Origin of the sequence: Hoeflea ulvae, from assembly GCF_026619435.1 — a bacterium.
Classification (GTDB): Bacteria; Pseudomonadota; Alphaproteobacteria; order Rhizobiales; family Rhizobiaceae; genus Hoeflea; species Hoeflea ulvae.
On sequence record NZ_JAOVZQ010000001.1, the window covers coordinates 654,352 to 667,691 of the forward strand.

General features: G+C 62.6%; 14 protein-coding genes. 11 read left to right on the forward strand and 3 right to left on the reverse strand.

The window, feature by feature from the left end:
* The first annotated feature begins 79 nt into the window (after positions 1 to 79).
* The 10 genes from pseI to OEG82_RS03235 all read left to right on the forward strand — a co-directional run bounded on the left by pseI (position 80) and on the right by OEG82_RS03235 (position 9,300).
* Positions 80 to 1,153 carry a pseudaminic acid synthase gene (gene pseI, locus OEG82_RS03190; protein ID WP_267611023.1) on the forward strand — a complete coding sequence of 358 codons (1,074 nt, stop codon included), beginning with the start codon at positions 80 to 82 and terminating at the stop codon, positions 1,151 to 1,153.
* Positions 1,150 to 2,361: a hypothetical protein gene (locus OEG82_RS03195; protein ID WP_267611024.1), complete on the forward strand. Its 1,212-nt coding sequence runs from the start codon at positions 1,150 to 1,152 to the stop codon at positions 2,359 to 2,361. Before pseI ends, OEG82_RS03195 begins: the two co-directional genes overlap by 4 nt.
* A 14-nt stretch (positions 2,362 to 2,375) precedes the next feature.
* On the forward strand, positions 2,376 to 3,185 hold the full coding sequence (locus OEG82_RS03200; protein ID WP_267611025.1) for a glycosyltransferase family 2 protein: 810 nt from the start codon (positions 2,376 to 2,378) through the stop codon (positions 3,183 to 3,185).
* A gap of 19 nt (positions 3,186 to 3,204) precedes the next feature.
* Entirely contained in the window at positions 3,205 to 4,149 is a 945-nt protein-coding gene (locus OEG82_RS03205; protein ID WP_267611027.1) for a UDP-glucuronic acid decarboxylase family protein, read from the forward strand.
* Positions 4,142 to 4,858, forward strand: coding sequence for a hypothetical protein (locus OEG82_RS03210; protein ID WP_267611028.1), 717 nt, complete (start codon positions 4,142 to 4,144; stop codon positions 4,856 to 4,858). Before OEG82_RS03205 ends, OEG82_RS03210 begins: the two co-directional genes overlap by 8 nt.
* The gene (locus OEG82_RS03215) at positions 4,855 to 5,388 is read left to right on the forward strand and encodes a serine O-acetyltransferase (RefSeq protein ID WP_267611029.1); all 534 of its coding nucleotides are present in this window, start codon (positions 4,855 to 4,857) and stop codon (positions 5,386 to 5,388) included. The genes OEG82_RS03210 and OEG82_RS03215 overlap by 4 nt, the downstream gene beginning before the upstream one ends.
* On the forward strand, positions 5,385 to 6,374 hold the full coding sequence (locus OEG82_RS03220; RefSeq protein WP_267611030.1) for a Gfo/Idh/MocA family protein: 990 nt from the start codon (positions 5,385 to 5,387) through the stop codon (positions 6,372 to 6,374). Before OEG82_RS03215 ends, OEG82_RS03220 begins: the two co-directional genes overlap by 4 nt.
* Complete coding sequence (locus tag OEG82_RS03225; RefSeq protein ID WP_267611031.1) at positions 6,371 to 7,387, forward strand: hypothetical protein; 1,017 nt, start codon at positions 6,371 to 6,373, stop codon at positions 7,385 to 7,387. Before OEG82_RS03220 ends, OEG82_RS03225 begins: the two co-directional genes overlap by 4 nt.
* Positions 7,388 to 7,459: 72 nt before the next feature.
* Positions 7,460 to 8,758 carry a DegT/DnrJ/EryC1/StrS family aminotransferase gene (locus OEG82_RS03230; protein WP_267611033.1) on the forward strand — a complete coding sequence of 433 codons (1,299 nt, stop codon included), beginning with the start codon at positions 7,460 to 7,462 and terminating at the stop codon, positions 8,756 to 8,758.
* Positions 8,758 to 9,300 (forward strand): GNAT family N-acetyltransferase, encoded by a 543-nt coding sequence (locus tag OEG82_RS03235; RefSeq protein WP_267611034.1) that lies wholly within the window; start codon positions 8,758 to 8,760, stop codon positions 9,298 to 9,300. Before OEG82_RS03230 ends, OEG82_RS03235 begins: the two co-directional genes overlap by 1 nt.
* 26 nt (positions 9,301 to 9,326) lie before the next feature.
* Here the strand turns inward: OEG82_RS03235 and OEG82_RS03240 are convergent, their stop codons facing one another.
* The 3 genes from OEG82_RS03240 to OEG82_RS03250 form a co-directional block, all read right to left on the reverse strand.
* The gene (locus OEG82_RS03240; RefSeq protein ID WP_267611035.1) at positions 9,327 to 10,592 is read right to left on the reverse strand and encodes a SulP family inorganic anion transporter; all 1,266 of its coding nucleotides are present in this window, start codon (positions 10,590 to 10,592) and stop codon (positions 9,327 to 9,329) included.
* A gap of 101 nt (positions 10,593 to 10,693) precedes the next feature.
* Complete coding sequence (locus tag OEG82_RS03245; protein ID WP_267611036.1) at positions 10,694 to 10,954, reverse strand: helix-turn-helix domain-containing protein; 261 nt, start codon at positions 10,952 to 10,954, stop codon at positions 10,694 to 10,696.
* A gap of 197 nt (positions 10,955 to 11,151) precedes the next feature.
* Positions 11,152 to 11,970, reverse strand: coding sequence for a C40 family peptidase (locus OEG82_RS03250; protein WP_267611037.1), 819 nt, complete (start codon positions 11,968 to 11,970; stop codon positions 11,152 to 11,154).
* Between the two features lie 142 nt (positions 11,971 to 12,112).
* On the opposite strand from OEG82_RS03250, the gene mbfA reads away from it, so the two are divergent.
* Positions 12,113 to 13,096 (forward strand): iron exporter MbfA, encoded by a 984-nt coding sequence (gene mbfA / locus OEG82_RS03255; protein WP_267611038.1) that lies wholly within the window; start codon positions 12,113 to 12,115, stop codon positions 13,094 to 13,096.
* Positions 13,097 to 13,340: the final 244 nt, after the last annotated feature.

Sequence of the window (13,340 nt, forward strand, 5' to 3'; positions counted from 1 at the left end):
TTTTCTAAGGCAAGGAAGGTGTTCAACCTGCTTATCAATGATGTCGGGCCGACGGCCGGCAAGGAAAGGGATGAAAACAATGGCGCGATCAATATCGATCGGGGGGCGTATGATCGGTGCCGATCATCCGCCATATGTTATTTGTGAACTCTCGGGCAATCACAATGGATCGCTCGAGCGTGCCCTGCACATGATCGAGGTCGCTGCCCAGACAGGCTGCGATGCAATCAAGCTGCAGACCTACACGGCCGACACGCTGACCATCGATCATGACGGACCGGAGTTTCAGATCACCGGTGGCCTGTGGGACGGGCGCACGCTGTACAGCCTCTACCAGGAAGCCCACACTCCCTTCGAGTGGCATGCGGCGCTGTTCGCCAAGGCGGCGGAATGCGGCGTGACGATGTTCTCGACCCCGTTTGACGAAACCGCTGCCGACCTGCTCGACGAGCTCGGCGCACCGGCATTCAAGATCGCATCCTTTGAAGCCATTGACCTGGCCCTGATCGCCTATGTTGCCCGCAAGCGCAAGCCGATGATCATATCGACCGGACTTGCCAATCTGGGTGAGATCGAAGCCGCAGTGCACACCGCCCGCGACAATGGCTGTGACGACCTGATTCTGCTGCACTGCATATCCTCCTACCCCGCGCCGACGGACCAATCCAACATCCGGACGCTTCCGCATCTGGGAGAGGCGTTCAATGTGGTGGCCGGCCTGTCCGACCACACGCTGGGAACGGCGACCTCGGTCGCCTCGATCGCGCTGGGCGGCGCGGTGATCGAGAAGCACTTCACGCTGGCGCGGTCCGATGGCGGACCAGATGCGGCGTTCAGCCTCGAGCCCGACGAATTCAAGCGGCTGTGCGATGACTGCTACAATGCCTGGCTGTCACTGGGCGAGGTCAGCTATGACATAAAGGGCGCCGAGGCCGGAAACGTCGTCTTCAGGCGTTCGCTGTATGTCGTCGAGGACATCGCCGCGGGCGAAGCCTTCACCAAGCGCAATGTCCGCTCGATCCGGCCCGGTTACGGGCTGTCGCCTGCAGCGCTCGAACGGGTGCTCGGTTCGACCGCGACACGGGATATCCGCCGCGGCGAGCCCCTGAGCTATGATCTGCTCCGTCAGACATCGGCAAAAGCCGGCGAATGACACCGCAGTTGGACGACATTGTTGTCGGAGCGGGGCTCACCGGCCTGGCGGTCGTGGCGGGACTGGATCCCGCCCGCAAGATTGCCGTGTTCACCGGTCAGGATGGCGAGGGTCTACTTTCCTATCCGGGCACGCAGATGCCCTATGCGCATTTCGGTCCGGGCGGACTGGGCGCCTATTGGCACGGTGTCATCCCATTGTGCGACAGCACCGGGCTGGTCGAGAATCGCGATGCCTTTGCCCGCCTGTTTGCCCATTTCTACCCTTCCAGCCGGATCAGGCCGGAGCCGCGTGCCGACAGACTGTTCGTTCCCTGGTCTCCGATCAGACCAGCCAGGGAACTGGCGGGTCTGAAAGAAAAACGGCCCAATCTGACGACGGTCGATGCGTCGGTCACGTCGATCCGCAGCGAAGCCGGTGGCTTCGTGGTCGAGGCCGGAGGGTCGCAGACAAGTGCGCGTCGTCTGTGGCTGGCCGCGGGAGCAGTGGCAACACCCCGGCTTCTGGAAACGCTCACCGGCAAGCCTGCGGCAGACAGCCGGACGATCTCGGACCACATCATCGGATATGCCGGACAGATACCCGCAAGCGCGGCCGTCGCGGACATCATGCAAAGTATCCGTCGGGATCGGTCAGGGCTTGATATTCCAGCCTTCTACAATCAGCGCGGCGATATTCTCTACACGATCAGGCCGGCGATGTTCGATTTTGCCACGCTCGACAAGGGTTTCGAGAAACGCGCGGTGTTCGGACTGCCGCTTTCCAGGGGCCTTGCCGGGCTCAGGGGACGGGTCTCGCCCGGCCTGATCGCGGAGGCCCTGTTCAACAAGGCGGCGATCGGGCGCACGGCGAAGCTCTACAGCGTCTATTACCAGGCTGCCCTGCCAGGACTCTATGCGCTGGACCGGCAACTGGCATTGACCGGCCCGGTCGACCAGGACGCGATCCGGGCGCTGGGTGTTCGCGCGCAACAGGAAGCGCCCTTTGCCGATCTGATGCCGTCACACCATCCCGAGCGCTATCTGCCGGGCATTCACATGCACGGCTCGCTTGACACGGCGGAGCTGACGGACTTGATGGCCCTTGAAAACGGCGCGCAGGCGCTGCACGTTGTCGATTCCTCTGCCCTGTCCGTCATCGGGCCCGAGCACCATTCCTTCCGCGTCATGGCGCGTGCCTTTTCCATGGCTCGATCATTGTCGCACTAGCTAGTCCGGATCCCATGCCCAGAACGACCATCATCACTCCTGTCTACAATGGCGCGGCCCTGCTCGCCGAGACAATCGCCTCGATTCTGGCTCAGGATGATTCTGATTTTGAATATCTGATCGTCGATGACGGCTCGACCGATGCCTCGATGGAGATCGCCAATGCAGCGGCCGCGCAGGATGCGCGCATAAGGGTGCTGCAGATGCCGCGCAATTCCGGCGGCCCGGCCGGCCCGCGCAATCTCGGCATCCGCGAGGCCGGGGCCGACTGGGTTGCCTTTTGCGACGCGGACGATCTCTGGGCTCCATCCAAGCTGCGGCTGCAGCATGACCTGGCCGGCCGGGTCGAAGCCTCGATCTATGGCGTTACGCTTCAGAATTTCAATCACGGCGACACGATCGAGCCTCTCGCGGCCCCGGTAGGCACGCCGGAAAGTGACATCATTCCGATCAGCCGCATGCTGGTGAAAAACTGGATCGGGCTTTCGGGGGCGATGGTGCCCAAGGCGCTGTTCCACACCGTCGGGTTCTTCAACGAGGAACGCGCCTATGCGGCCGTCGAGGATTACGACATGTGGCTGCGGCTGATGGGCACGACAGGCCTGCCGGCGGTGAAGCTGAAGGCCCCGCTGGTTCACTACCGGATCCTGCCCGGCTCGATCTCGCGCAACAAGTTCAAGCACCTGGTCAAGGTGATGCGCGTCCAGCAGGCCTATTTCGAATCGAAAGGGCAGGGGACCCAGTTTCGCATCACGCTCCCTGCGCGCATCCTACGCTATGCCGCGGTCTCGATCGTGACCCGGATTTTCATCGGCAAGCTATAACCCGGTCAGGAGACCTCCTGTGAGCTATGACAAGAAACGTATTCTGGTAACCGGCGGTGCGGGCTTCCTCGGAAGCCATTTGTGCGACCGCCTGGTCGAGCAGGATCTCGAGGTTCTGTGCCTCGACAATTTTTACACCGGCCGCCGCCGCAATGTGGAACATCTGCAGGCAAAACCGAATTTCGAGCTGATGCGGCATGATGTGATCCAGCCCCTGCATGTGCAGACCGATGCGATCTACAATCTCGCCTGCCCGGCTTCACCGGTCAATTACCAGCGCGACCCGATCCAGACGATGAAGACCTCGGTCTTCGGCGCGCTGAACATGCTGGAACTGGCAAAGCGCTGCAACGCCACGCTTCTGCAGGCCTCGACATCAGAGGTCTATGGCGACCCGGAAGTCCATCCGCAGGAGGAAAGCTACTGGGGCCATGTCAATCCGATCGGCATCCGCTCCTGCTACGACGAAGGCAAGCGCTGCGCCGAGACGCTGCTGTTCGATTACCGCAGGCAGAACGGCGTCGAGATCCGGGTCATGCGCATCTTCAACACCTATGGCCCGCGAATGGATCCCAATGACGGCCGTGTGGTCTCCAACTTCATCATGCAGGCGCTCAAGGGTGAGCCCATCACCATTTACGGCGATGGCAGCCAGACACGGTCCTTCTGCTATGTCGACGACCTGATCGACGGCATGATGCGGCTGATGAATGCCGAAGACGGTGTCACCGGCCCGATCAACATCGGCAACCCGTCCGAATTCACCATTCTGGAGCTTGCCGAAAAGGTGCTGGCGATGATCGGAGGAAGCTCGAAGCTGAACCACATGCCGCTTCCCTCGGATGATCCGCTGCAGCGATGCCCGGACATTTCCAAGGCCAAGTCGACGCTCGGATGGCAGCCCAAAGTCAGCCTTGACGAAGGTCTCGAGCGCACGATCCACTATTTCCGCTCCTATGTCTGAGACGCCCGCCGCCGCCCCCGCAAGATCTGTCGTCATCGGGCGCAATTCTTCGATCTGGAAGGCTCTTGCGCCACGCAAGATGGCCTGCGTCACGGCAATCGGGCATGCGGATATCGGTGATTTCGAGTTCCGCCCGGACGACACGGTCTGGATATTCTCGTTTTCGCGGGATGACGCCGAGAACCGCCACCTCTTCGAGCGGTTGTCACAGGCCTGCAAGGGGTCGTTTGTCTATGTGTCGACGGCCACCGCAAATGTGGTGGATCACACCCGGTGCTACACCTATCCGACCGTAAAGCGCACGGCTGAGGACCTGGCGCGGCAAATTCTGGGTGCGAGGATTGTGCGCATCGGGCTTGTCCATGCCTCTGTCGAGGATCTGCCGGCCGGAACCTGTGCCGCCACCTCGTTCGATGACATCGCCAATGCGCTGCAAGGCGCGGATCTTCCTGCGCCCGGCGCCGGCGATATTGTCCGTCTCTACCGTCTCGAGACCCGGCCGTTCCGCTCGGCCCTGGAAAGGACCGCCTACAGCGCCTATAGCGCGCTTTTGATGAAGCTGTCGTCATGGCCATGCCTGTTGCGGCCGCTCGATGTTTTGCTTCGGGCGATGAACTGGAAATGGTACGGCTATCTCAGGCTGAGTTCCGCCCTGATCGAAAAGTCGGGTGAGGCCGGCGCCAATGCAACAGCGGGCGAGAAAAAGTGAGCAACCTGTCCTCCACCCTGCGTGGCGATTTCGATCATTACCTGCGGCTGGCCCAGCGGCCCGAGGGTGCGCCGCTGTGGCGCATGTTCGTCAATCCGAGATCCCTTCCCGTCGCCCTGATCCGCTGTGCGCGCGCATTGGAGCAAGGCCCGGTTTCGCTGCTGGCGCCCCTCCTCCGGCTCCTTGTCCTGTGGTGGTTCCGGGTCGAGGCCCCGAAGGGCGTCGACATCGCGCCCGGGCTGGTGCTGCCGCATCCGGGCGGCATTGTGCTCGGCTCGGCCCGGATCGGCGCCAACGTGATCATTTTCCAGAATGTGACGCTCGGGGCCCGCAGCTATGACGGCGCGTTTGACCTGTCCACCCGACCGGTCATCGAGGATGATGTCGTCCTCGGCACAGGCGCGGTGATCCTGGGGCCCGTCACCGTCGGCAAGGGCGCGCAGGTGGCTGCCAATTCGCTGGTTCTGTGCGATGTTCCTCCCGGCGCGACCGCCATTGGCGTGCCCTGCGAGATACGGGAACGGAAATGACACTGCGCGTCGGCATCATCGGCCTGGGCCGCATTGCCTGGGGCTATGACGGTGGTCACTGGGACAGCACGGCGCCGGCGCTTACCCATGCCTCGTGCTTTGCACGCCATCCCGACACCGAGCTGGTTGCAGCCTATGACCCCGTGACGGAGGCGCGTGCCGCATTTCGCACCGGCCATGCCGGGAACGCGCAGGTCGCGCTCCACGATGATCTGGACGCCTTTCTCAAGGAAAATCTCGATCTGGTCGCCATCGCCTCTCCGTCGGAGCATCACGCTCTCCACATCGCTGCCTGTCTGGATGCCAATGTGCCACGGCTGTGGATCGAAAAGCCGGTGACGCTGAAACTCGATGACTATTCGCGTCTTCTCGAGCGCATCCAGTCGATGCCGCAACCGCCGCGGACCTGCGTGAACTATCCGCGCCGCGCATTGCCGCAGCTTGCCGAGATGAAGCGCCATCTCGCGTCAAGTCAAACCCGGCCCGAAAACATTTCCATCGCGGTAAACTACAGCCGCCAGCTTGCGGTCAACGGCGTGCACATGCTCGATCTGCTCAGCGCCCTGACCGGCGCCACCGAGGTTCCACCGCTCGACTACCTGCGCAAGGGTCCCAACGGCAATCCGCAATTCGGCTTCAGCCTAGCGGGTCATCCGGTCACGGTGACAGGTCATGATCTGCCCTATCATCTCATCGAACTGAGCATCACCGATGGTCGCGGCCGCCTGTCGCTTGTGCGCGGCGGTCGTGATCTGGTCTGGGAAAAGGCCGTCCCCAATCCGGGCTATCCGGGCTTTTTCCATCTGGCTCCACCTCAAGGCCTTGAGGGTGTCGAAGACGGGGAAACGGCGATGAACCAGTCCATGTACCGCATGCTGTGTTCCCTGGCTGACCCGCAGGCGCCGGAACTGTCGACCTTCGAGACGGCCTGGTTCGCCCAGGCGCTTCTCGAAAGCGTCAGCGCAAGGGGCGGGCTGGCGGCATGAGGATATTGTTTGCCGCCGGAGATGTCGGCGGGGCGCGTTCGATCCTGCCCGTGGCCCGGCTTGCGTCCACGCGCGGCCATCACGTCAGCGCCCTGCAGCACGGCGTTCTTGCCACCGAAGGCGATCCGGCCTGGACCTGGCATGGCTTCGATCAGGCCCTCGACGCAGTGACCGGCATGGACATGCTGATTTACGCCACCAGCGTTTCCGATCAGAAAGCGGTGCAGACTGCGGCCCGTGCGCGGCATGCCGGTGTGCCCTGCCTGCACGTGCTGGACAACTGGTCATCCTATGCCGAGCGCATCAGCGGGATCGTGCCCGATGCCTATGCGGTAATGGACGAACTGGCGCAGGGCGAGGCGATTGCCGCCGGCGTCCCCGAACACATTATCCATGTCACGGGGCACCCAAATCTCGGGACGCTCGCCGATGAGGCGCAGGCTTATCCGGCGCTTTCGGGCAAGACCGGGATCCTGTTCGTCTCCGAGCCTGCCAGGGCCGACCAGGGCCCATCGGGACGGGGTTATGACGAGGCCGGGGTTGCCGAAGCGCTGGTGGCGGGGCTCGCCCGATGCAGGTTTGACGATGCGACGCTCTGGGTCGCGCCTCACCCGCGCGAAGACCGCGCCGACGTGACGGCGCGCATGACCGGTCTGATGCAACGCCACGGCGGCTTCATGCCGGTAAGGATTGTCCCGGCAGACCAGGTCCGCAGCTGCCTGCATGGCGCCAGCCACGTGGCGGGCATGACATCTATCCTGCTTTACGAAAGCTGGCTTTTGGGCCGGCCGACGCTGTCGCTGCAGCCGGGCCTTTGTGTCGCGGGACTGAGAACCCTGTCCCGCCGCCAGGGCGTGTTCTTTCATGACCGCAAGGCCGGCACTGACGAAACCATCGGGAAATGGCTGGCCGCCGCACCGGGACGGGCGCAACCGGCGCTGAGCCGGCACAGGGATGCGGCCGAAAATGTTTTGGCCCTTGCCGTGGAAATCAAGAAACCGTCAATTAAGTAGAGCCTTGGCCTCAGACATGATGCATTGTTTGGTTTACTGTCTGGCACGCCATCGGCTTAAGGGAGCGATATCATGCACATGAACCTAAATGAGCTTGCCATTCACGGTGGCAAGAAAGTCCGCGACACATTGTTCCCTGCCTATGTCACCGCCGGTGCAGAGGAAAAAGCCGCGGTGTCCAAGGTGATCGATGGCGGCGTGCTGTCGAATTATCTCGGCGCCTATCACGAGAATTTCATGGGTGGACCGGTGGTGCGCGAATGCGAGGCCGAATGGGCTGCCTATTTCGGCGCGGCCCATGCGCTGTGCGTCAACTCGAACACCTCCGGCCTGATCGCGGCCCTCGGCGCCATCGGCATCGGCCCGGGCGATGAAGTGATCGTGACCAGCTATTCGATGTCGATCTCCGCCACTGCGCCTCTGTTTTACGGTGCGCTTCCGGTCTTCGCCGATATCGAGGCCGACATGTTCTGCCTCGATCCGGCATCGATCGAAAGCCTGATAACGCCCAATACCAGGGCGATCCTTGTCGTCGACCTGTTCGGACAGCCCTTCGACGCGCCGGCAATCCGGGCGCTCGCCAAGAAGCATGACCTGAAGATCATCGAGGACTGCGCCCAGGCGCCGGGTGCCTCGCTGAACGGCGAGAAGGCGGGCCTTCTGGGCGACATCGGCGTGTTCTCGCTCAATTATCACAAGCACATTCATTCCGGCGAGGGCGGCATTCTTCTTACCAATGACGATGATCTTGCCCAGCGCCTTTCGCTGATCCGCAATCACGCCGAATGCGTGGTCGGCCCAATGGGAGTCACCGATCTCAGAAACATGATCGGCCACAATTTCCGCATGACCGAGATCGAGGCGGCCATTGCCATGTGCCAGTTGCGTAAGCTCGGCGGCCTCCTCAATGACCGCTGGGACAGGGTCCGTTATTTCGAAAGCAGGCTCGATGGTTTCGAAGGCTTCTCCATGCCGAAGGTGCGCGACGGAGCCGTGCACTCCTTCTATGTGCATCCCTGCCTGTGGAACATGGAGACCGGGGTTGACCGCAATCGCTTTGTAGAAGCGGTGAAGGCCGAATTACCCTGCTTCGAATTGCGCGAAAAGGAAGGCGTCAAGTTGGGCGCCGGCTATGTCCGGCCGATCTATTACCTGCCCGCCTTCCAGCAGCGCGTCGCCCTGGGCGGCAATCTCAACCCGCTGGTGGATGCCAGGCAGGATTTCGGACCCGGCCTGTGCCCCGTCGCCGAGGATTTGCACTTCAACCGGCTGATCTCGCATGAATTCATCGTGCCGAGCATGCAGGAATCCGACATCGACGACGTCGTGCGGGCGATCGAGAAGGTCTGGGATCAGAGGCACAAGCTGTAATGGCCAGGGCGGAGCGCCTCAGGGGCCAACATGTGCTGCTGGAGCCGTTCTCCGACCGGTATCTGTCCGAAGACTATGTCGGCTGGCTCAATGATCCGTCCGTCATGCGCTATTCGGAACAGCGGCACCGGCGCCACAGCCTTGACAGCTGCAAGGCCTTTGTCGCCTCGTTCGACACGTCGCCCCATCAGCTCTGGGCGATCGTCAGGGCGGATACCGGCGAGCATATCGGCAATATCACCGCCACGCATGATCCCAACAACCATATTGCCGATATCGGAATTCTCATCGGCGCCAAGGGCGTTCAGGGCAAGGGCTATGGCAGGGATGCCTGGCGCACGGTGCTGGATTACCTTGTCGCCAGGCCGGACCTCTTCAAGGTGACCGGCGGATGCATGGCGGCAAACACCGCCATGGTGCGCATCATGGAAAGCTGCGGCATGGCCGGGGACGGCTGCCGCCCGGCCCATTATCTGCTTGATGGCGCCCCGGTCGATCTGGTGTTTTACGCCCTCAGGGGCGCCCGCGGGCTGGCGGCCTGAAGTAGGTCCGCTGTATCCTGCTGCACCTAGCGGTCAGGCGCGTGCCAGTCGGTTTCGACGGATTTGCGGCGGCTCAGGCGCAGCGCCAGGCCGATCGAGACGCCGGCGCCGATGGCCACGGTCAGATCGACCAGAACGGTCAGAACCAGCGTCAGCAGCAGAAGCAGCACATCGCTTTTTCGGCCGCGGGCATAGTCGCGCCACTTGTGCGGCTCGGTCATGTTCCACGCCGTGACGATGAGCAGGGCGGCCAGCGCCGGCATCGCCAGATAGCTTGCCAGCGGCGCGGCAAACATCATCACCAGCAGGATCACCAGGGCATGGACGAGGCCCGCCACCGGCGTCTTGCCGCCGGCCTTGATGTTGGTCGCCGTGCGCGCAATCGCGCCGGTGGCAGGAAGGCCGGTAAACAGCGCCGAGCCGATATTGGCGATGCCCTGAGCCGTCAGCTCGGCATTGGGCCGGTGCTGCCCTTCGATCATCTTGTCGGCGACCATGGCCGACAGCAGCGATTCGACCCCCGCCAGAAAGGCGATGATGAAGGCGGAGGGAAGCAGTTCGATCATCCGCGCGGGCGAAACATCCGGCAGTTGCGGCCAGGGAATCTGGCTCGGAAGCTCGCCGAAGCGTGAGCCTAGCGTGTCGACCGGCAAGGCCATGAAGGCCACAAGCGCGGATCCCACGCCGACGGCCACGATGAGGCCGGGAAATCGTGGGGCAATGCGGCGCAGAAGCACGATCAGGATCAGCGTGACCAGCGCAATGGCAAGCGTTGCCGCGCTGAATGTGTCCCGCGCCTCCCACAGCACCGGGATCTTTTCGAGAAAATCGGCAGGTTCCTGGTCAACGCTCAGGCCGAGAAAATCCTTGAGCTGGCTGGTGGCGATGATGATGCCGATGCCGATGGTGAAGCCGTTGACCACCGCCTCGGGAACAAAGGCGATCAGGTTTCCGGCGCGGAAATATCCGCCCACCAGCAGGATGATCCCGGCCATGAAGGTGGCCAGCACCAGCCCGTCATAGCCATATTGGGCGATGACGGAAAACACCACGACGATGAAGGCCCCGGTCGGCCCGCCGATCTGGACCCGGCTGCCGCCAAACAGCGAAATCAGAAAGCCGCCGACAATCGCGGTGACAATGCCCTTGGCCGGATCGGCCCCGGACGCAATCGCAATGGCCAGGCTCAGCGGCAGCGCCACCATGGCAACCGTTGCGCCTGCCAGCAGATCGCTGACAAAGGTCTTGAGGTTGTAGGTCTGCAGTGTGGTGAGGATCTTTGGTTGGCGCATGTCGAAAACCCATTGCTAAAATTGCCAGATTTCAGCGGCGTGATCGTCGGCAGGGTTGTCGGCGGTCGCCGTCGCGACTTGAGTGAGGTTCAGTGTTGCGTTCAGGATGGCGGTGTCGGGTCTTTCAGTCTGACCCCACGGCCGCCGGTGGTGCTCGATGCATTGTCGCCGATGAGCTCGATCCCGGCCTTGTCGAGAGCCTCGGCCACCTTGGTCAGGGTGTCGATGATGCCGCGAACATTGCCGTCACTGGCTTCCATCCGCTGGATTGTCGGCAGCGACACGCCGGCCATGGCGGCAAGGGTTTTCTGGTCGATGCCCAGAAGCGCCCTGGCGGCGCGCAGTTGCGATGCGGTGATCATGATCCGGCTCTGTTGGGTCGATGCTGCATCACAGCGTTGTAAAACAGCAATAGTGATGTGTCAAACATCAATGATGATGTTTGTGCATCAAGCTTACCCATAGGCGGGATGAGCGGCCGCGACGGACGGGACGCTATCAAGAGGAAAGAGAAAGGTTTCGGGAACGGGCAGCGCCGGTCAGCCGGCGCGTCAGATGCTCACTCAGACGATGCAGCGTCTTCGCGTTTGGCGCCCGGGTCCTGATGTTTCGCCGGACCCCATTCAAGCCGCTTGTAGTCGAAGCCATATTCGAGCGTCGGCTTGACGATGCGGAAATAGGGCGAGAGGTCGAAATCGCGCGGGGCGAACAGCGAATGATGCCGGATGTGCAGGATCTCGCGGCGGGAGTAATCCGAATCGGCATGCTGACGGCCCGGTGCCAGCGTCACCTCGGGCAGGATCGGATACTGCACCGACTGGAGCGCCTGGGCGATCATCGAGGAGCAGATGGCGCGGGTCGGGTCGCCCGATCCGAAGGCGATCATGCGGCGCCGCCACCGCACCGGAACCGGCGGGGTCGGAATGAAATAGCGCAGCATGTCGAAGATGTTCTTCAGGTCATAGCGGACCCCGAGCCGTTCGATCATGTAGCGCACGATCGCGTCGCGGTCTTCCGGCGTGAGCCCCACCGGCCGGCAGATGCGGGTGTTGAAGCGGCTGTACTTGGACAGCGGCACCGCCACGCAGCCTTCGCCCAGATTGACCTCGATGAGCTGCGGGTAGGGCGCGTCGCCCGCGGCTTCCGGCTTGAGCGCGTCGCCGACATAAAGGGCTGCATGCGACCAGGTCGATTGGGTGAGATACTTGATTGCCGCCGAGATTTTCTGGTTGCCCTCCACCAGCAGGATGTCGCCGGGCCGGAGCGCGCGCGACAGCGTCACCGGATCCGACGGGGTATAGGGCTCGTATCCGGGATTGACCGAATGCAGCCGCCGCGCCAGGAAACGTCCCAGCCGGTCGAGTAAGGTGTCGGTCATTTCCCGTGCTTCGGTCATGGTGCAACAAGTGGCCCGGGGGCGCCGCCGGATCAACCCGTGATCTTCCAACTTTGTGTTTTCCCGGCTTGAAAACCGGGCTGGACCGGATTAGTTTAGAATCATTCTAAAAAAGGAATGACTCATGCTGTCTCGTTTCACCGGCTTCAACCGTCGCCCCTTCGAGTCCCTGAGCGAGCAGGAAATTCTTGCGCTCGCCATTTCGTCTGAAGAGGACGATGCGCGCATCTATCTCGCCTATGCCGACCACCTGCGCGACGACTATCCGCAATCGGCAAAGGTGTTCGAGGAAATGGCGGCGGAAGAGGGCGTGCACCGCGCCCGGCTGATTGACCGCCACAAGCAGCGCTTCGGCGACCGCATTCCGCTCATCCGCCGCGAACATGTCCGCGGATATTACGAACGCAAGCCCGACTGGCTGGTCAGGAACCAGTCCGTCGACGTGATCCGCCAGACGGCCGAGGACATGGAAGCCCAGGCGCACACTTTTTATCTGGCGGCAGCGCAGCGCACGCAGGACGCGGATACCAGAAAGCTGCTCGGCGATCTGGCCCTGGCCGAAAAGGCCCATGAATCGCTGGCCCGGCGGCTGGGGCTGGAGCACACCCCGGAAGACGTCAAGGCCGAGGAGGCCGAGACCTACCGGCGCAAATTCATCCTGACCTATGTTCAGCCGGGACTGGCAGGGCTGATGGACGGCTCGGTGTTCACGCTGGCGCCGATCTTCGCGACCGCCTTCGCCACGGGGGATACCTGGACCACATTCCTGGTCGGCCTGTCCGCTTCTGTCGGCGCCGGCATTTCCATGGGCTTCACCGAAGCCGCCCATGATGACGGGGTGATCTCCGGCCGGGGATCTCCGGTCAAGCGCGGGCTGGCCTCGGGCATCATGACCGCGCTCGGCGGTCTCGGCCATGCGCTTCCCTACCTGATTCCGGACTTCACCATCGCCACCAGCGTTGCCATCGCCGTGGTGTTTGTCGAGCTCTGGGCCATCGCCTGGATCCAGAACCACTGGATGGACACGCCCTGGAGCCGGGCGATCTTCCAGGTGGTTCTGGGCGGCGCCCTGGTCTTCGCCGCAGGCCTGCTGATCGGCAATGCCTGAACCGGCGTGAGCGCAAGCTGTCCGCCGTAGCGTTGCGCCTGCCAAGCCGCCCATGCGGGCGGCGGTGGTCAGGCGGCGTCCGGAGGTGATCGGCCGGCTTGAAGCGGAATAGGTGCGATCACGACACATATCCCGAAAACCGGCCTCAAGCGCCGCGCAACAGCATGCCATTGAGTTGCCAAGTGCGGGGCTGTGTGCCATTGAGCGGGGCGCCATGAATCCCCTATTGGCAGTATAACGACAA